The organism is Glaciecola petra, assembly GCF_031846345.1.
Taxonomy (GTDB): domain Bacteria; phylum Pseudomonadota; class Gammaproteobacteria; order Enterobacterales; family Alteromonadaceae; genus Glaciecola; species Glaciecola petra.
The window spans coordinates 36,510-55,795 of the sequence record NZ_JAVRHX010000005.1; the positions used below are offsets into that span (position 1 = coordinate 36,510).

Annotated in this window: 14 protein-coding genes; 10 read left to right on the plus strand and 4 right to left on the minus strand. The window is 39.0% G+C overall.

Features of this window, described 5'->3' with window-relative positions; all coding sequences use genetic code 11:
- Nucleotides 1-136: 136 nt before the first annotated feature.
- The 6 genes from RM552_RS14545 (at nt 137) to RM552_RS14570 (ending at nt 11,869) form a co-directional block, all read left to right on the plus strand.
- Nucleotides 137-1,705 (plus strand): sodium:solute symporter family transporter, encoded by a 1,569-nt coding sequence (locus tag RM552_RS14545; RefSeq protein WP_311369597.1) that lies wholly within the window; start codon nt 137-139, stop codon nt 1,703-1,705.
- Nucleotides 1,706-1,743: 38 nt separating this feature from the next.
- On the plus strand, nt 1,744-2,673 hold the full coding sequence (locus RM552_RS14550) for a sugar kinase (RefSeq protein WP_311369598.1): 930 nt from the start codon (nt 1,744-1,746) through the stop codon (nt 2,671-2,673).
- A gap of 477 nt (nt 2,674-3,150) precedes the next feature.
- Nucleotides 3,151-5,916, plus strand: coding sequence for a TonB-dependent receptor (locus tag RM552_RS14555; RefSeq protein ID WP_311369599.1), 2,766 nt, complete (start codon nt 3,151-3,153; stop codon nt 5,914-5,916).
- A gap of 253 nt (nt 5,917-6,169) precedes the next feature.
- Entirely contained in the window at nt 6,170-7,723 is a 1,554-nt protein-coding gene (locus tag RM552_RS14560) for a tryptophan halogenase family protein (RefSeq protein WP_311369600.1), read from the plus strand.
- A 22-nt stretch (nt 7,724-7,745) separates the two neighbouring features.
- The gene (locus RM552_RS14565; RefSeq protein WP_311369601.1) at nt 7,746-8,510 is read left to right on the plus strand and encodes a SapC family protein; all 765 of its coding nucleotides are present in this window, start codon (nt 7,746-7,748) and stop codon (nt 8,508-8,510) included.
- A gap of 692 nt (nt 8,511-9,202) precedes the next feature.
- A complete protein-coding gene (locus RM552_RS14570; RefSeq protein ID WP_311369602.1) occupies nt 9,203-11,869 on the plus strand; it encodes a TonB-dependent receptor plug domain-containing protein in 2,667 nt (888 codons plus the stop codon).
- A 115-nt stretch (nt 11,870-11,984) separates the two neighbouring features.
- On the opposite strand, the gene RM552_RS14575 is transcribed toward RM552_RS14570, so the two are convergent.
- Nucleotides 11,985-12,257: a SemiSWEET transporter gene (locus RM552_RS14575; RefSeq protein ID WP_311369603.1), complete on the minus strand. Its 273-nt coding sequence runs from the start codon at nt 12,255-12,257 to the stop codon at nt 11,985-11,987.
- A gap of 252 nt (nt 12,258-12,509) precedes the next feature.
- Between RM552_RS14575 and RM552_RS14580 the strand changes: the two genes are divergently transcribed.
- Nucleotides 12,510-12,953, plus strand: a complete 444-nt coding sequence (locus RM552_RS14580; protein ID WP_311369604.1) for a DoxX family protein — start codon at nt 12,510-12,512, stop codon at nt 12,951-12,953.
- A gap of 99 nt (nt 12,954-13,052) precedes the next feature.
- Here the strand turns inward: RM552_RS14580 and RM552_RS14585 are convergent, their stop codons facing one another.
- Nucleotides 13,053-13,526, minus strand: coding sequence for a LabA-like NYN domain-containing protein (locus RM552_RS14585; protein ID WP_432277230.1), 474 nt, complete (start codon nt 13,524-13,526; stop codon nt 13,053-13,055).
- 66 nt (nt 13,527-13,592) lie between these two features.
- Nucleotides 13,593-15,113: an SLC5 family protein gene (locus tag RM552_RS14590; protein WP_311369605.1), complete on the minus strand. Its 1,521-nt coding sequence runs from the start codon at nt 15,111-15,113 to the stop codon at nt 13,593-13,595.
- A 276-nt stretch (nt 15,114-15,389) separates the two neighbouring features.
- On the opposite strand from RM552_RS14590, the gene RM552_RS14595 reads away from it, so the two are divergent.
- The 3 genes from RM552_RS14595 to RM552_RS14605 are packed head-to-tail and all read left to right on the plus strand — an operon-like array spanning nt 15,390 to nt 18,609.
- The gene (locus RM552_RS14595) at nt 15,390-16,418 is read left to right on the plus strand and encodes a UDP-glucose--hexose-1-phosphate uridylyltransferase (RefSeq protein WP_311369606.1); all 1,029 of its coding nucleotides are present in this window, start codon (nt 15,390-15,392) and stop codon (nt 16,416-16,418) included.
- A 1-nt stretch (nt 16,419) separates the two neighbouring features.
- The gene (gene galK, locus RM552_RS14600) at nt 16,420-17,616 is read left to right on the plus strand and encodes a galactokinase (RefSeq protein WP_311369607.1); all 1,197 of its coding nucleotides are present in this window, start codon (nt 16,420-16,422) and stop codon (nt 17,614-17,616) included.
- Between the two features lie 9 nt (nt 17,617-17,625).
- Nucleotides 17,626-18,609 (plus strand): Gfo/Idh/MocA family protein, encoded by a 984-nt coding sequence (locus tag RM552_RS14605; protein WP_311369608.1) that lies wholly within the window; start codon nt 17,626-17,628, stop codon nt 18,607-18,609.
- Nucleotides 18,610-18,702: 93 nt separating this feature from the next.
- Here the strand turns inward: RM552_RS14605 and yjgA are convergent, their stop codons facing one another.
- On the minus strand, nt 18,703-19,239 hold the full coding sequence (yjgA, locus tag RM552_RS14610; RefSeq protein ID WP_311369609.1) for a ribosome biogenesis factor YjgA: 537 nt from the start codon (nt 19,237-19,239) through the stop codon (nt 18,703-18,705).
- Nucleotides 19,240-19,286 lie beyond the last annotated feature (47 nt).

The following is a 19,286-nucleotide window of genomic DNA, read 5'->3' on the forward strand; positions in this document are numbered from 1 at the left end:
CAATGCTGACCTAAGACAAGTGTTTGTCTTGACACTCTTTACCCTAATTTAGCCGCAGTAAAGATCAAAACTATCAAGCAGGCTGGTTTAGTGGTTAAACACGTCTTATAAAAAAATAAAAATAAGAGGAAGCATAATGTCGGGATCATTGGCACAGATAGATCTTATTGTAGTAGCGTGTTACGCGATAATGTTGTTAGCAATAGCCTTTTGGATGACTAAAAAGGAAGCCGCAAACAATGTAGATACAAAAGACTATTTTTTGGCGGGTCGCTCGCTACCTTGGTGGGCAATAGGCGCTTCTCTAATTGCCGCTAATATATCCGCAGAACAAATCATCGGTATGTCTGGTTCAGGCTATGCCCTTGGCCTGGGTATAGCGACTTACGAATGGATGGCAGCTGCAACGCTGATTATTGTAGGTAAGTATTTACTCCCCATTTTTCTTAAAAATAAAATTTATACTATTCCACAATATCTACAGCAACGATTTGATAGCCGCGTCAAAACCGTATTGGCGATTTTTTGGTTGGGTGTATTCGTATTTGTGAATCTTACTTCAGTACTATGGCTGGGTGGTTTAGCAATTGAAAGCGTTGCTGGTGTTAATTGGCTTTACGGTATGATTTTTTTAGCTATGTTTTCAGTTTTATACGCTAGTTATGGCGGCTTAAAAGTGGTTGCTTACACCGATATTATACAGGTTGTATTGCTCGTTTTTGGTGGTTTAGTGCTGAGCTATTTGGCTTTACAAGCTATTTCCGACCAAGGTGGAGTGTTTGCTGGCTTTGCAATTTTGACTCAAGAGGTGCCGGGTCACTTTGACATGATTTTAAGCCAAGACAATCCTTTTTATAAGGATTTGCCCGGTATTTCTGTGCTTATCGGCGGTATGTGGGTGATTAACATTGGCTATTGGGGATTTAACCAATATATCATTCAACGAGCGCTAGCAGCAGAAAGCCTAAAAGAAGCGCAAAAAGGCATTATGTTTGCCGCTTTCTTAAAACTGTTAATGCCTCTAATCGTTGTTTTACCGGGCATTGCTGCACTATTACTATTTCCAAATCTTGAGAAAAACGATATGGCATACCCAGCCATGATGACCCTTATGCCGGTGGGTTTAAAAGGTCTAATTTTTGCAGCTTTAATAGCGGCAATAATATCTTCTTTGGCGTCGATGACAAATAGTATTTCGACCATATTCACAATGGATTTGTATCGCCCCTTGAAGCAGGGTAAAGACGAAAACCACTATGTAAATGTAGGACGCTTAGTAGGCGTTATATCATTGATAATTGCTATTATTGCCGCTAAACCTCTTATTGGTAGCTTTGACCAAGCTTTCCAATATATTCAAGATTTTTCGGCCATGTTTTCACCAGGTATCGTAGTTATATTTTTAATGGGTATGTTCTATAAACGAATGACATCTGCAGGTGCGCTTACTGCGGCTTTATCATCTTTTACTATTTCCTTGTTCTTCTTCTTTGTTTTGCCAGACGTCCCATTTATTGACCGTGTTGGTATTGTGTTTTTAGCTTGTATTATTCTTTCTTATATCGTTTCGATTTCAGGCAATAAAGTGGTGGCCAATGATACCGTGGATATAAGCGAAGTTAACTTTAAAACAAGTAGCAGTTTTAATATTTTTGCTCTACTACTTGTAATTATTTTAGCCGCATTATATTTAACTTGGTGGTAAACTAAGCGTTCGTAAACTGAAAAAGGAAAAAAGGGACTATGTTGTCGTTGTTAACACTTGGTGAATGTATGTTAGAACTACAAGCACCGCGCGCAGTAGGTAATGAAAATGAAAACCAAGCAGCAGGCATTAATGGCGATTTAGTGCATAGTTTTGCTGGTGATACATACAATACTGCAGTGTATGCTAAAAGACAGGTACCCTCTTTGAATGTTGGATTCGGTTCAGTTATTGGTCGCGACCCCTTTAGTATAAAAATGCGCAAAACATGCGAGTCGCATGAACTTGATGTCAGCCTCCTTAGTGTTACTGACAGTGCCAATCTAGGAATATATGCGGTTACAACAGATAGCATAGGCGAAAAACAATTTTTTTATTGGCGCAAAGGCTCTGCGGCTACTCAAATATGCACTTTGTTTGAAGCTGCAGAATGGCAAGATAGTAAAGTTGGCGTCATCTATTTTTCAGGAATTACTTTGGCGATTTTGACAGCCAGCAACCGCGATATATTTTTACAATCGTTGGCTGAAAAACAAAAACAAGGTGCGCGCATTGCGTTTGATCCAAATTATCGTGCAAGACTTTGGGAATCAGAAGCTGTTGCAAAGCAATATATTGAAGAAGCATATCGATTATCGGATATTGCATTTCCTGGGCTAGAAGATCACAATACAATGTATGGGCATAATTCTTACGAAGAAATTAATCAGTTTCTAGCTTCCTTTAATATTCCAGAGCAAATTATTAAATGCGACGATCAAGGCGTGTATATTTGCATCGATAATCAACTAGACTGTCATGAAGCATTTAAACCAGCACCTAAACAGGTTGATACAACTGCCGCTGGAGACTCCTTTGCAGGTAGCTATTTAGCAAGTCGACTAGCTGGTGAAAGTGCGGCTACTAGTGTTAAAAATGCAACTGATGTTGCACGCGAAGTTGTGCAACATCGCGGTGCTATAATTTAGGCAAAAAAAAGTATTAAAGTAGAACATAATTTATTCACCATGAGTAAATTACTAGTTCTTAGCCTTGTGTAAAAAATATTCACAGTCTAATAATCCCCATCCCACCAATTTAGAACAATAAAACCAACAACTTACGATCTAAAACATCAAAACAACCAATAATTTCATATAAATACGATTTATATGATTTAATTTTTTCACTATTGGAAAAAAGGAAAGTAAAAGCGCTTAAATAGGCTCAAGTGCCAATTTTATTGGCTTTTTCAGCAAATTAATTCTAAAAATAGCAAACACATTTGTTAAAGGCATGTTAATATAGCGTACAAACATTTACTAAATTTGTACTTATTTTCTACTTTTGATTGAAAAATGACGAAGTTTCTAGTATTTATAGTATAAATAGGGTTAATTCCTATCTGGTTAAATAAACACACACTAGCTTCGATGTAATTAGGAAGCAAAAAACAGGGGAAAAAGATGGATAAAAACATAAAACAATTTGCTAAATACACATCAGTCGCATCAGCAGTTGCTGGCGCACTATTAGCGTCTAACGTGGCTCTCGCGCAACAATCCGGTGCGGACGACGTGGAAGTTATCGCCGTCAGCGGCATTCGGTCAAGTCTTAAAGCAAGTATGGACGATAAGAAAAATTCCGGCATCGTGTCTGACGGAATAAAAGCTGAAGATTTAGGTAAGTTTCCAGACCTTAACGTAGCGGAGTCACTTCAGCGTATAACAGGTGTCTCTATTGATCGTAGTGGCGGTGAAGGGCAATCAGTTACTATCCGTGGTTTTGGCCCACAATTTAACACTGTATTAGTAAATGGTCGTCAAATGGCCTCCGAAACGGGTGGCCGTGAGTTCGCTTTTGATTCAGTAGCTGCTGAAACTATTGTAGGCGCTGACATATTTAAAACAACAACAGCTAGTATGCAGGAAGGCGGAATCGGTGGTACGGTAAGCTTGATTACGGCTAGGCCTTTTGACTACCAGGGTTTTACTGCAGTAGCCTCAGTCAAGGGCATGTATGAAAGTCTGTCAGAAGAGACTTCACCCCAATTTTCAGGTTTAGTTAGCAACACCTTTAATGACGACACCGTCGGTGTTTTATTTTCATTAACGCATGCTGAGCGCGATGTCCAAATTAACCAAATCTCTACCGCAGGCTGGCGTTTACTAGATACGGTAGGTAACAGAAACGAAACCTTATTTAGAAACGCTTATATCCCAAGAAACTGGGATCAAATAGTCGACCAACAAGAACGCACAAGAACTAACGCCAATCTTGTTGTTCAGTTTGCTCCATCTGAGGACGTAACGATTACTTTAGACGGATCGATTTCAAAATTTGAAGTTGATTCACTAGTAACAGACCTAGCGTCTTGGTTTGAACCAGACAGAGTAACGCAAGGAAGTATTGATGCTGCAACTGGCACTTTATTAACATTTAATCAGCAAATTGGCGTTTCAGGTAATGCTGATACAGGTGACATGTTAGGTTCTGGTAACCCTGCATCTGATTTCGTGTCAACAACACGTAACTCTCGTGATGTCTCCAATAAAGCATTTGGCTTAAATGTTGACTGGGAAATTAGTGACTCACTAAATGCTGAATTTGATATTTCAAATTCAACTGCCGAAAATGACCGTGCTGGTCGTGACCGTTTTAATGTTGTTGGTATAATAAATAATTATGATTTTGACGGAACAGGAAGTGTACCTACAGTAAGTCATGATGGTTTTGGCGGAGGATCTTTACCAGATCCAAGCCGTTCAAGATTGCACTATAATGAAAAAGGAAATCAACCTACTTTCGAAGATGAAATTACAGAGTATAAGGCTGATTTTACTTATCGTTCAGACAGTGAAGTTTTTACAGGCGCTAAATTTGGAATATTCCGTCAAGAACGTGAAAAAACGGCTTTCCAAGACTTTGCTTCTCAATGTGCATTCTGTGGTTATAATGAGCCGGCTCCAAATGATGTAATTAACTTTAGACCATTTACAGCAAATAACTTCTTTCCAGGATTGATCGATACATTCTACACCTATGATGGCGACGCTATGGTGGATTACTTAGCATCACAAGGGGCTCCAATCAACCCAGTTCGCCAAAACAATGGTTACAGTGTTAACGAAGAGATTAATGCATTATATGCCGATTTCACTTTTGAAGCTGAACTCGGTGATATGCCGGTATATATGAATATTGGTGCGCGTTATTCTCAAACTAGTGTCAACGTATTTGCTCGTCAGGCATTCTTAAGTGATATAGTGCCTACTGCAGATAGAACCTTATTTGCTAACCGTTTTGAAGAACCTATTGATATCAATGGCACAGCTGATTACTCAAGTTTATTGCCAAACGTGAACGTTAAATTTGAATTGACCGACGATATGGTATTACGTTTTGCTGTGTATGACTCTCTTACTCGTCCAACAATGAGTGAAATGGCGCCATCCACAGTATTTAATGAGCCCCGTCGTCAGAACTTAACCGCTAGCGGTGGTAACCCTGGTCTTGAACCATTTAAGTCTGAAAATTGGGATATCTCATACGAATGGTATTACGGCGACGCAAGCTTGTTTACTTTTGCTGTATTCAATAAAGAAATTGAAGATTTTATTACGACTCTAACGGGCGAAGAGACTTATGCATTGTCTGCTCGTACCGCGCCAGACTTTATTTGTAGTCAAGACCCACTTTGTAGTGACCCAACCTTTACTACTTCTGAAGAGCTATTTGGTGTTTCTGAAGTATTTAATGTAACGCGTCCATCAAATGGTGAGTCTGCTTCAGTTACTGGTTTTGAAATTGCTGTAACACATATTTTTGAAAATGGCTTTGGTATTACTGCCAATGCTACAGTGGTTGACAGCACAGCAGAGCTTGGAGCAGATGCAAGTCAAAGTTTTGCACTTGAAGGTTTAGGTGATTCTCAAAACTTGATATTGTTTTACGAAACAGATACTTGGCAAGCACGTATCGCTTATAACAACCGTGAAGGTTTCTTACGTCAAATTGATAATGGCTTTAATGGTGAGCCAATCAATACCGATACTTTTGGTCAGGTTGATATAAGTGCAAGTTATGACATAAACGAAACCGTGACTGTTTTCTTTGAGGGAATTAATATTACTGAACAAGAACTTAGACAAACAGGTCGTTTTGCTAATCAAACATATTCTATCGAAGACAACGGATCTCGTTACGCAATTGGTGTACGAGCTTCGTTTTAATTGACTGAAGAGTAAGAAACGAGGGTGGTAGCAAAAATTTTGCTTCCACCCTTTTTAGTCTTCAATGTCTTATTAGTCTTACTAAAAAATATTTTCGACTAAAATATAAAGCTATGTTTACGCTTCAAATGGTTAATCTATTTTGTTTGGGTAGATGCATTAACCCGATTTATTTTTCTCATATATAATGGTATTTAGGAAAATTGTAAGGTGCTTGTTTGTGCTAATGTGAGAATCAATATTAGGTGTAGAAATGAATAAAAGTATTAAAAAAATCGCTATTGTAGGCGGAGGCACGGCAGGGTGGCTTGCAGCAGCGATAATAGCTTCACATCATAAAAAGGCGACAAACTCGAGTGGTTCTGACTATTCTATTGCTGTCACTTTGGTAGAGTCTTCCGATATTCCGACTGTTGGTGTTGGTGAAGGAACTTGGCCAACCATGAAGAATACGCTTAAAGATATTGGTATAAAAGAAAGTGACATGTTTGCGCATTGCCATGCAGTTTTTAAACAAGGCGGTAAGTTTGTTGATTGGGTAAAGGGAGAGGGCGATTTTTATTACCATCCTTTTACAGTGCCTTTAGGTTATGGCCGTATAGACCTTGCTCCTTATGTTAACGACATCGAAAATTATGCCGTAGAATCGAACTATCAACATCATATATGCGAGGCTAACCTTGCTCCTCGCACTATTTCTGAGGGCGAATACTCTGGTCAATGTAACTATGCTTACCACCTAGATGCTGGTGCATTTGCCGAATTGCTAAAAAATCATTGCAAAAATAATTTAGGCGTTAAGCACCAGATTGGCACAGTCGAAAATGTGTTACTGAGCGATAATGGCAATATTAATTCGGTTGCACTATCTGATGGTAAAAGTGTTGAGGCAGACTTATTTATCGATTGTACCGGATTCCAGTCACTCTTATTGGGTAAAGCCTTAGGTGTAGCTTTTAAACCTATGGATAAATATTTGTTTAACGACAGTGCAATGGCTTTGCATGTGCCTTATGAAAACGAAAATAGTGAAATACCGTCACATACTATTGCTACAGGGCAAAATGCTGGTTGGATTTGGGATATCGGTTTAACAAGTCGTCGAGGGGTTGGACATGTTTATGCGAGTGAATTTTTAAGTGATGATGAGGCTGTGGATAATCTGCGCAACTATCTTGGCCTTCAAGGTAAAGATATTGAACCAAGAAAAATTAGTTTTCATTCCGGACATAGGGAAAAATGGTGGCACAAAAACTGTATTGCTATTGGTATGGCAGGCGGTTTTGTGGAGCCTTTAGAAGCCACTGCTATCATGCTGATTGAAATTTCTTCGCGTTTTGTCGCAGAAAATTTACCTCCTAATTCTGCACTGATGCCAACCATCGCCAAGCGTTTTAACCAACAAATGGAATATAAATGGGGGCGTATTATTGATTTTTTGAAATTGCACTACATGTTAACAAAGCGACCAGAACCATATTGGCAAGCGCATACGCAAGCAGAATCAATACCTGAAAGCTTGAAAGAGGACTTGGCTATATGGGGTTACAGGGGTCCTACTCATGCTGATTTTACAAGTGCCCTTGAATTGTTTCCCGCGGCTAGTTACCAATATGTTTTATATGGCATGGGCTTTAAACCTGATTTTAAGCAACACGGTCATTTATATGACCAGCAAAAGCAGGCTGAGCTAATTAAACAACGTAACCAAAAATTAACTCAACAAATGTTGCAAACGCTTCCCAAGCATAGGGATTATATTAATACATGGCTAAACGAGGCCAAAAAATCTTCAGACGTTTTTTAAAGAATAGGATCTGCATAAATTTATGGCAACACTCACAGAACTCACTACTAAGAATCACAAAAGTTTTAAAATATCGCCAAGAGCTCATATTAAATATGCTGCTAAGCAACATGTCATAAATTTAAATGCTATTGAAATTGCGCATGGAGCCACTTGCTTCCCCATTTTTATAACGCGTAATACGCAAAATGGAGCTTGGGCTGTATCTGCAATGACAAGTTTTGAAATAGAACAAAATTTATTTGTAGAGAAAGGCATTTGGCAAAGTATTTTTCAGCCCAGTAACCTACGAACTTATCCTTTATATCTAATGAAAGTCGCAAATGGAGAAAAGGCTTACACCATTGGTTTTGATGCTGCCAGTGACGCTTTGAATGAAATCGAAGGTATACCCTTGTTTGATGATAATGGTAAAGCTACGCAACATTTGTCTGAAATAACAAAAATGTTAGAAAACCAAATTACTGATATGCAGCAAACATATGAATTTGGTAAAACCCTCGAACAATTGGGATTATTGCGAGCCATTGATCTTCATGTGATCTATCAAGATGGCACAGTTAACGTGATAAAAGGTTTGCATACAATAAATGAAGACGTGCTGAACAGTCTCGAAGCAGATAAGTTGGAAAAGCTCCATAAATTAGGGTATTTGAGCCCAATTTACGCGATGTTGATTTCACTATTTCAGCTCAACAGTCTTTTGACAAAAAATAATTTAATTGATGGTAAACCTAAAGTTAGTAACGTGAAAATGGAAGTTGCTAAAGACGATACTCTGATTTAAGTTTTTGCAGACAGGTATTACGTCACTATGTTTTTATTAATCTATGTTTTGATTAATCTGTGTTTTCATTGAGTGCATTACTCAATCTCGTGTTTTTAATGAAATAACCGAGCATGAGATTAATTTAGAGCTACTGACATCGGGTTAATAAAATCTCGGATTACAAAGTCAACTACATTATTGAAATATGAGATCAAAGAATCTGATAACAGTAAAAATACTTAGTTAGATGTTCAATAATATTTGCATTGTTTCGGTGAAATGAGTACCTTATATGCACAAGTATGTTGCAGAATTATGAATTTTTGCATTAATCACTCCTTTCTTTGCAAGATATTTGTTTGTAATAACCTCATCAGTCAAATTTAAAAAGCAATCATTTTGACCTTGAAAAGTTATATAAATCAAGGGCCTATACGAATGCCTATTAGATGATTTATCTTACAATTGCTAGGCGCAATGTTTGGGCGATGTAAGTGACTGATTTGGCGCATTAATTGCAAAACGTAATAGACGACTTGACGCTATAAGTGTAGTGCTTATCGGCTTTTTGCACGTCAAAGTTGGATTAATAAAATAAGTAGTGCAAATTAAACTATTTGCAATAGATAGAAATTACGGGGAACTCTGTGGAAAAACAACCTTTCAAACACATAAAATTTAAAAAAAATATGCTTTGCTTAGCATGTTCTATGGCACTGGCGACGACTGCACCGTTTGCAGTTAATGCTCAGGAAGAAGAACAAGCAGAAGATAAAAAATTTGAGCAAATCATTGTAACAGGAACAAGAATGACCGACCGTTCAGCGGCGGATTCACCAGTTCCGGTTGATGTTATCAGTGGCGAGGAATTCCGCCAAAACTCTTCATCTGATGTACAGGATATGTTGCGTACAGCCGTTCCTTCTTTTGATATTAATACTCAGCCGATAAGTGATGCAGCGACTATTGTTCGTCCAGCTAACTTGCGTGGTCTATCACCTGACAATGTATTGGTGTTAGTCAACGGTAAAAGACGTCATCGTGGCTCAATTATATCATTTTTAGGTGGTGGTATTTCTGATGGTGCGCAAGGGGTAGATATTTCTGCGATCCCTTCAATGGCACTAAAACAGGTCGAAGTATTAAGAGATGGCGCTTCTTCACAGTATGGTTCTGACGCTATCGCGGGTGTACTTAACTTTATTCTTAAAGACAATGCTGAAGGATTTGAGGTACAAGCACGCTATGGTTCAACATACGAAGGAGATGGTGATAATTTTATCGTTTCTGCAAATGCCGGCCTACCATTAGGTGACGAAGGATTTGTGAATGTCACAGCTGAAATTAGAGAAGTAGACGGTACCATACGCTCAGTCGTAAGAGACGACGTTGCATTTCAAATTGAAAATGGTTACACCGCTGTTTCTGATTTTGCGTTAATTAACGGTTACACCAGTGACGTGCCACAATATTGGGGTCAACCCGATGTTGAAGACGATATTAAGTTTTTTGTGAACTCAGAATATGATCTTGGTGATCAGACGACTGCTTACTTGTTTGGTAACTATGGTGAGCGTATGGTAACGGGTGGATTTTTCTATCGTAATGTTGTTGGTGGCCCATCTGGCCAGCGCGGTGGAGTATATCGTGGCCCATTAGTGGATCCCACAACTGGCTTGGTAGATGATGATGGTGTACCTTCTGTATTGGTAGGTGATTTAGATGGCTTGGATGCTGGCGGTTCATGTATTGCAGGTATCCCACTTGGTGGACAAGGTGGCGTTAATCCAGATCCTACATTCTTAGCACAAGTTGTTGCCGATCCTAATTGTTTTTCTTTTATTGAAACAATACCTTCAGGCTTTGTCCCACGTTTTGGTGGCACGAATGAAGACATGGCAATTACCGTTGGTATTAAAGGTGATTTAGATATTGGATCAGGTTTGTATTACGATGTGAGCGCGCAACGTGGCTCTAACAGAACAGACTTTTTCATCAAAAATACACTCAATGCTTCTTTAGGTCCAGATTCGCCACGTGATTTTGTGCCTGGTGGCCAAGAACAAACCGAAACCTTATTCAACGCGAATTTTGTTTACTCAGTTGATGTGGGTTTAGAATCTGAGCTAAACATAGCCTTTGGTGCTGAATATCGTGAAGAAGAGTTTGATTTGTTTGCAGGTGATGAGGCCTCATATGCTTTAGGACCTTTGGCTAGTCAAGGTTTTGCTTCTAGCTCAAATGGTTTTGGTGGGTTTCCAGCAACGACTTCAGCGTCGCAAGACAGTACTGCAGTTTATGTCGACCTCGAAGCTGATGTCACTGAAAACCTAACCTTACAAACAGCAGTGAGAGTCGAAGAGTTTAGCGAATTTGGTAATACTACCGACTTTAAACTGGCCGGTATCTATCATGTCTCTGATGAGTTAAGAGTTCGTGCTGCCTATTCAACGGGCTTCCATGCACCAACTGCTGGTCAAGCTAACATAACCAATGTAACCACTCAAAACGTCAATGGTGTTTTGGTCGATCAGGGTACTCTGCCTTTATCATCGGTTGCGGGTCAATTAGCAGCGGACTTTGTTGAGAGCGCCGGCAATGGCCGTCCTCAACTTGGACCAGAAGAAGCTGTTAACTATTCATTTGGTGTTGGTTTTGAAATTGCTGGGTCTAACTGGACAGTTGATTACTATAATATACAACTAGAAGACCGAGTTGCCTTAGGCGCAAATGTTGACTTTTTGTCGGCACTTAATTTTGCGGGTGGCACAGGTTCAGACTTTGCTACTGTTTCAGAAGCGTTAACTACATTAGATGCTAATGGTGTTATTGATCGCCAAGACTTCCTTGGCTTAGATGACCTATCGCAATTTAGATTCTTCTCAAACAGTTTTGATACCACTACTTGGGGTATTGATGTCGTCGGTAATGTAAACTTTGACTTTTTAGGCGGTGAATCACGTCTAACTGTTGCTGCCAACTATAATGAGACCGAAGTTGATAGTGTAGGTGAAGTGAATCCAATTAGTGATGGACGTGTTAGTGCAATAGAAGATTTATTACCTAATACGCGCGCTAATATTTCTTGGAGTCATACTGAAGGCAAGTTCACCACCTTATTGCGTGCAAATTATTACGGTGGTTGGGATGATACCGGTAATGGCGTCCCTGGTATTGGTGCAGAAGTGTTAATCGATGCACAAGTGTCATATCAACATTCTGAGCAGCTACAATTTGTTGTAGGTGTTGACAATTTATTTGATACTTACCCTCAAGAAAATCCTAATCAAGGTGGTTCTGGTCAATTGTATTCAGAATCTAGTCCTTTTGGATTTAATGGCGGTACTTGGTATGTACAGGCAAGATACGTGTACTAAATAATCAACAACTTTGTTGTTAGGTATTTTTGATAAAAGCCAACCGGTATTTGCGGTTGGCTTTTTTTATAGACAATGACTTATTAATAAAGGCGATTGCAAAACAAAAGCTATGCTAGCTGAGCTTATCTTGTTTTCTATTTTGAACTTTCACAAATAAAATAATACAAGCGAATAATAAGGTAAAACTATTTGCAATAGTGATAGGTAAATCACTTTTCAGAATGCCGTATACCAACCACAAAGACACGCCAAAAACAAAGACAATATACATGCTAAGCGATAAAGCTTTTGTATCTCGGGTTTTCAGCACCTTAATGACTTGAGGTAGAAAAGATAATGTAGTGCATAGAGCTGCAATAAAACCAAGGGTTTCGCTAACCAACATGTTAAAAATTCCTTTATTGCTAATGCTTTGCTAAAAAGTCTTAATTGAATGCTTAGACCTTAATTAAAATCTACCTTTAATAAGGTGACATTAAACATTACAGTTCATCAAAGGTTCTATAAAATAGAAAGGTATTTGCTAATTATACCAATATTCATTTCAATAAATAGATGTAAAATTGTAATCATCAAATCGAGACAAGTTATTAAACCGCTTGTTTACACTAGTAATTACAATTAAAGAGGAAACATCATGAATACATTATTATCACACGCTTTTGTTAAAAACTCATCTTTTGCACCATTAGCTTTACGTTTGGGGGCTGGTATTATTTTTGCTGCGTATGGCGCACAAAAACTGTTTGCTTGGTTCGGTGGATATGGCCTTGAAGGTACAGGACAGTTTATGGCTTCTCTTGGTCTAGAGCCAGGCTATTTAATGGCATTAGCAGCAGGTAGTGCAGAGTTCTTTGGCGGTATATTGTTAGTTTTAGGCTTGTTAACTCGACCCGTTGCCATCGCCTTAACATTTACGATGTTAGTTGCCATAGTCACAGTGCATTTACCAAATGGATTATTTATGGCTAACAATGGTTACGCATTTGGCCTAGCACTTATGGTGATTTCTGTCTCGGTAGCTGTTTCTGGTGCTGGTAAATTATCACTAGATAATATGATCGCTAAGGCGAGCGACTAAGCAAAAAGACGAATATTGTTGATTTGACTTTTTTTACCAATACAAATGAGACTGTTGCACCACCTCAGAACAAGCTAGCCGAGCAGAGTCTCGGCTTAGTTATACAAGATTTTGAGGAGATATAGCTTGGTAATGATCAGCAGAACTGATCAAATTAAAGGCAGTTAATGACTCAACACTGAGTACATGAGTGTTACAAGCGTATTTACGTTTAATAGCGTCAAGTAATAAAGCAAAGTCGCCATCGCCCGACATTAATAAAATATTATCTAAGCCTGCGCTAGACTCCAACATGTCGATGGTAATACCAACATCCCAATCACCTTTTGCTGTGCCATCAGCCCGTTGTATAAAAGGTTTAGTTTTAACATCAAATCCTATGTGTTGAAGTGCTTGCTGAAACTTTTGTTGCTGTAGATTTGTGCTAGCAATAGCATACGCATTAGCGACTTTAATTGTGTATCGCTCGCTTAACGCGTTCCACAATGCTCGATAATTGAAAGGACGGCTGTAAGCATCTCTGGTGGTGTAATAAATGTTTTGTACATCAACAAATACGCCTATAGATTCCAAAATATGTTCCTTAAATAAAAAGAGGGCAATGTCATTATTGCCCTCGTGTAAAATTGAAGTGAAAAATTACGCCTTGGCTGATTCAGCGTTGTTATTTTCTCCTACCCACTCAAATTTAGGCGCTTGTCCATATAATATCCAATTGAGCAACAAAGCAAGGGTCACACAAGAAATTAAGGTGATAAACATTAAGTGAATATAATGCAAACCAAATGGCGCATGGAATGGTGAAACTTCAAACGATAGTAAGAAGTATAAAATGACACCAAATATCACCGAAAACAATCCAGCGGTAGCATGCACATTCTTAAACGCTAAGCCTAAAATAAATACCGACAAAATTGGCATACTTAATAAACCATATAACTGCTGAATCAAATTAATAATGCTCTCTGCTTGTGCATAAACCACCACCAATATAAGCGCGACAATAGTCATTAACGCGGTTACAAATCCACTTAGTTTTGGTACGTTTGGTTTTTTGTTAAAATATGCTTGATGTACGTCACACACATATAATGCAGTAGCGGAATTTAAGTTACTATTAAAGGTAGTTAATACTGCTGCGGCCATAGCTGCTGCAAATACACCACTTAAATAAGTAGGCAATAAATCACCTACAATTGTTCCGTATGCTGCATCACCAATATCGCCATAAAGTTTGTATGACACAATACCAGGAATTACGATAATAGCCGGTACAATTAATATCCGAATGCCAGCCGCGGCAAACACGCCTTTTTGGGCCTCTTTAATGTTCGGTGCTGCCATCGCTCTCTGTGTGATAACTTGATTCGTACCCCAATAAAACATTTGAATAAAAATCATGCCAGTCAATAAGGTATGCCAAGGAATAGGCGAGTCGTCATCGCCGATTAAGGTTAAGCGTTCAGCCGGTATACCTTCAAAACTAAAATCGACAGCTTGTAAGGCTAAAAATACAACCACGAGTGCCATTACTAGCAGTATGACACCAGAATAAGTATCAGATACGGCGACGGCTCTCAAGCCACCAAAAATTGCATAGAGGGCACCAATAATGCCAAAAATTAGAGCGATATAAATAATCATTAAATCGATAGCAAAAGCACTAGAACCTATCGAAATATTGACAAACTGCGTATCTATATTGAACATTTTCTGCATAAACAAAGCGCCGCTATATATAACAGCGGGGCAGAAAATAAGCGCACTACCTAAAAAGAATAACATACTGATGACGGCACGGATGTGCTTATTATGGTATCTCAGCTCTAGTAGTTCGGTAGTTGTAGTGCAATTAAATCGATAATATATTGGTAAAAACACTTTTGCTAAAACAATAAGACCAACTACTGCAGAAAATTCCCAAAGTGCCAATAAAGCCATTTGGTTACCGTTCATTCCTACTAATTGGTCAGTGCTTAAATTAGTGAGTGTGATAGAACCTGCAACAAAATACCAAGCTAGACCACCACCCGCTAAAAAGTATTCTTTTGTTTGGTTTGCTTGGCTATGCCCTTTGCCTCGGCAATGCAAGTAAGTCAAAAAGGCAATTAAAATAGTGACGAATAAAAACACGCCAATTTGAATGGTATTGTCAGACATAGTTGTTCTTCTTATTTTAAGGGCTTATTTATCGTATAAATGATACGATTTTTACGCTATTTCGTATGGATGTTAACATAGCGATAACAAAAATCGAGTATTTTTTTATTGTTTAAGGCATTATAAAAGTCACATATCTATTGGCTTATGATAATCTTAAGAGCTTAAAAGATTGGAAAATTAGTACAATTTAGATATTATCATATAAATAATATTTTAAGTGACCTTTTCTTTTTTAGTTTAGAAAAATTATTCAGTAAATAGTAGGCAAGGGTAATGCAAAAACCAGCTTCACATCGTCGTAAAAACCAATTAAATGATGAATGGATTTTAGTCTCTCCACATCGCAATAATAGACCTTGGCATGGAGCTACTGAGCAAGCCAACGAACAAGCCTTACCCGTGCATGAGGGTGAGTGTCCACTTTGTCCCCGGAATGACCGTGTAAACGGAGCAAGCAATCCGGACTATCAAGATACCTATGTATTTACTAATGACTTTGGCGCGCTTACTGAATATCGAGTAAACGATGATCACGAACACCCACTGTTTGAAAGTCAAGAAGCTACGGGCATGGCCAAAGTCATTTGTTTTTCACCCAAACACAATAAAACCCTAGCTCAATTGCCGGTGTCAGAAATTGTGCCTGTTGTGCAGACCTGGAAAAAAGAATATAGCGCATTAAGCGCAGAATTTAGCTGTGTGCATATTTTTGAGAATAAGGGCGAAATAATGGGCTGTTCGCAGCCTCACCCGCATGGTCAAATTTGGGCTCACCAGCATTATTCCACAGAAATTGAGAAAGAAAATAAAAAGCAACAAGCTTATTTCAGTGAGCATGGTAGACCCCTGTTAAAAGACTATCTACGCCAAGAATTAAAAGACAAAATTCGTATTGTATATGAAAACAGCGATTGGATAGTATTGGTGCCTTATTGGGCTAAGTGGCCATTTGAAACCTTGATTTTGCCTAAATTTGATATCGCAGATTTTACAAGTTTGGAGCAAACGCAAATGCAAACATTAGCAGAATCATTGAGTGTGCTCACTATTAAATATGACAATATCTTTAAATGCAGTTTCCCTTATTCTATGGGATGGCATAATGCGCCTGCCGACCTTGAAGATAAATCACATTGGGTATTACATGCTCATTTTTTTCCCCCTTTATTGCGCTCTGCGTCGGTCAAGAAACACATGGTCGGTTATGAAATGATGGCAGAAAGCCAGCGTGATCTGACTCCAGAGCAAGCAGCTACGATTTTACGTGATGCCAGCACAGTCCATTACAAACAGGAAAGCTAACATGGTTGATTTAGCCTTATCTTCTGAATTTATAAAATTATTTGGCGCCGCTCCGACCGCCTTAGCTACCTCCCCGGGACGGGTAAACATTATTGGTGAACATACCGATTATAACGACGGTTTTGTGATGCCTTGTGCTTTGCAGTTTGATACCAAAATACTTTGCAGTGTGCGCGACGACGATTTAGTTAACGCCTATTCGGTACAATATCCTGGCGAGAATGAGCAGTTTTATATTTCTCATGAACTTGTACCAGGGCAATTAGCTTGGGGAAATTATCTTAGAGGTGTTGTTAACGAACTTAAAAAGGCTGGTTATGCTTTAAAAGGTTGTAATATTTTAATTACTTCAGATGTGCCACAAGGAAGTGGGTTGTCTTCATCAGCAGCGTTGGAGGTTGCTTTTGCTGGCCTATTGAATCATTTGTCAGCCTTGGGTTTAAGCGAGCAAGATATTGCCAGAGTCGGTCAAGCCGCCGAAAACAACTTTATTGATTGCCAATGCGGAATAATGGACCAGTTAATATCTGCCAAAGCTAAATACAATCATGCAATGATGATTGACTGCCGAGATTTAACTACCCGTGCCGTGCCTTTACCGTCTAATTTAACTTTAATGGTGATAAATTCTAATTACCCACGTAAATTGGCTGACAGCGAGTACAACCAGCGCCGCTTGGCCTGCGAACTAGCAGCTAAAACAATGCAAGTACCTAAATTACGCGACGCGACAATGCAAATGTTAGACGCTGTTAAAGACAAGCTTGACGACGTTACTTTCAGGCGCGCTAAACATATCATTTCAGAAAATGCGCGTGTTGTAGCCGCTGCTGACGCGCTTGAGAAAAATGATTTACAAAACTTGTACAAGATAATGGCTGAAGCACATATTTCGCTTAAATGCGACTTTGAAATAACAGTTGCTGCGACCGACGGTCTAGTAGATATTTGCAACAATGCACTACGAGACCAACACAGTGATTCAGGGAATAATTCTCAGCCTGAGCAAACACATGTGAGAGGTGTAGCTAGACAAACCGGCGGTGGTTTTGGTGGGGCGATTGTTTGCTTGTGTGAACATGATGATGTTGATAAAGTGATTAGCGCGGTCGACACTCACTATCATGCCAATTTTTCTTTAAACGCCGACATTTACGTTTGTGAAGCAAGCGAAGGATTGCATGTAATCAATCTTTAAAGGATACCAATGCAACAGATTAATTGGGCTGTACTCGGATGCGGTCATATTGCTAAAACCTTCATGCAATCTATACAAAAAGTCGAAGCTGCTAATGTTGTGGCATGTGCAGCGTCCCATCTAGAAAGAGCCCAGCAATTTGCACTAGATCATGATATCAAATCGGCTTTTGGTGACTACAACAGTATGTTAGCTGAGCGCAATATTCGCGCGGTTTATATAGCTACAACTCATAATTTTCATTTTGAACAGATAATGATGTGTCTACAACATGGAAAACATGTTTTGTGCGAAAAGCCTTTAACCTTAAACGCCAAACAAGCAAAGCAAGCATTTGACTTAGCAGCGAGCAATAATCTTATGTTGGTTGAGGCCGTATGGACTCGTTTTTTACCTGCAATTCGTTCTTTTCAACAGCTCCTGAGCAGCGGCCGGATTGGTGAAGTATTGAGTGTGCATGCTAACTTCAGCCTTAATCGAGACTTACCAGATACGCATCGTTTAAAGAACAAAAAATTGGCAGGCGGTGCTTTGTTAGATCTAGGTATTTACCCTATCACTATAGCTGACATTGTATTTGCACAAACACCAAAAAAGATTAAGAGCTCAGTAATAATGACAAAGACCGGAGTGGATGAAAATTCGTTCTACACCTTGGAATATGAAGGAGGTAAAACAGCGCAATTGTCAGCTGGCTTTAAAATGAGTGGTCCAACAGAAGCAACTATTATGGGTGACAAGGGTTTTATCCGAATTCCCTTCTTTTTAGGTGCAAAAACATTTGAAATCAATACAGAAGGTGAGTCTGCTGAAACCTGCAACTTTGATTTTGAAGATGGAAGTAACTTTAGTTTTGAAATTGCACATATGACGGATTTTCTCCTAAATGATAACTGCAAAAGCGATATCCACTCGGCAGACAGTACTTTGCGAGTAATGAAGATAATGGATGAAATAAGAGAGCAGTGGGGCCTAGCATATCCGGGCGAGTAGTAATACCTTGTGTTGTTTTGGGAGCTTAGACAGAGCGGGCACTAATGACACCGCGGCTGTATACAGCGATGAACTGCGTAGTGCTAACGAGCACTACCTCTCAGGTATTTCTTGTTTTAAGTATTGAAATATCTCTCTTGCCGCGGCAGGTGGTTTATTTTCTTTTTCTTGTTTTTGTACCAAGCGCAATAATTGCCTCAGTTTTTGTCGTTCTAATTGAGGATATTCTGCAACAGCGTCGTTAATGCCATCGTTACCTTTTGCAACAATATCATCTCGCAGTCGCTCTAGGTTGTGAAAATGCCTGTTTGCGTCTGAATGCGAAGTTCTAAGTCGTTGCAGGGAGTCTTCAATTGGCGCAACGTCCCTTGCTCTAAGCTTTTTACCTATTAGTTGTAGTTGGCGACGAAAGCCATCTTTTTTTCTGTTGATTTTAGTTGCTAGCTCAATAATACCAAGTAGTTCGTCGTCTAATGGCATCTTTTCACGTTCACCTTTGGTTAAATCTACCAAGGCTAGTCCCAATTTTTTTAGTCTTTCAGCCGCTTGCTTTTGTTGAGTCTTGCTCTCAAATTCTTGCTCGTTAGCAATATTACTTGCGACTTTATTTTCTGTCGATTGATTGCGCATATACCGTATTTCGTCTGATTAATGGTAAACTATATGAATTGTAGCCA

Excerpts from the sequence above, each read along its gene's own strand:
- RM552_RS14545 (WP_311369597.1), top strand. The coding sequence starts at position 137 with ATGTCGGGATCATTGGCACAGATAGATCTTATTGTAGTAGCGTGTTAC.
- RM552_RS14550 (WP_311369598.1), top strand. The coding sequence starts at position 1,744 with ATGTTGTCGTTGTTAACACTTGGTGAATGTATGTTAGAACTACAAGCA.
- RM552_RS14555 (WP_311369599.1), top strand. The coding sequence starts at position 3,151 with ATGGATAAAAACATAAAACAATTTGCTAAATACACATCAGTCGCATCA.
- RM552_RS14560 (WP_311369600.1), top strand. The coding sequence starts at position 6,170 with ATGAATAAAAGTATTAAAAAAATCGCTATTGTAGGCGGAGGCACGGCA.
- RM552_RS14565 (WP_311369601.1), top strand. The coding sequence starts at position 7,746 with ATGGCAACACTCACAGAACTCACTACTAAGAATCACAAAAGTTTTAAA.
- RM552_RS14570 (WP_311369602.1), top strand. The coding sequence starts at position 9,203 with ATGGCACTGGCGACGACTGCACCGTTTGCAGTTAATGCTCAGGAAGAA.
- RM552_RS14575 (WP_311369603.1), bottom strand. The coding sequence starts at position 12,257 with ATGTTGGTTAGCGAAACCCTTGGTTTTATTGCAGCTCTATGCACTACA.
- RM552_RS14580 (WP_311369604.1), top strand. The coding sequence starts at position 12,510 with ATGAATACATTATTATCACACGCTTTTGTTAAAAACTCATCTTTTGCA.
- RM552_RS14590 (WP_311369605.1), bottom strand. The coding sequence starts at position 15,113 with ATGTCTGACAATACCATTCAAATTGGCGTGTTTTTATTCGTCACTATT.
- RM552_RS14595 (WP_311369606.1), top strand. The coding sequence starts at position 15,390 with ATGCAAAAACCAGCTTCACATCGTCGTAAAAACCAATTAAATGATGAA.
- galK (WP_311369607.1), top strand. The coding sequence starts at position 16,420 with ATGGTTGATTTAGCCTTATCTTCTGAATTTATAAAATTATTTGGCGCC.
- RM552_RS14605 (WP_311369608.1), top strand. The coding sequence starts at position 17,626 with ATGCAACAGATTAATTGGGCTGTACTCGGATGCGGTCATATTGCTAAA.
- yjgA (WP_311369609.1), bottom strand. The coding sequence starts at position 19,239 with ATGCGCAATCAATCGACAGAAAATAAAGTCGCAAGTAATATTGCTAAC.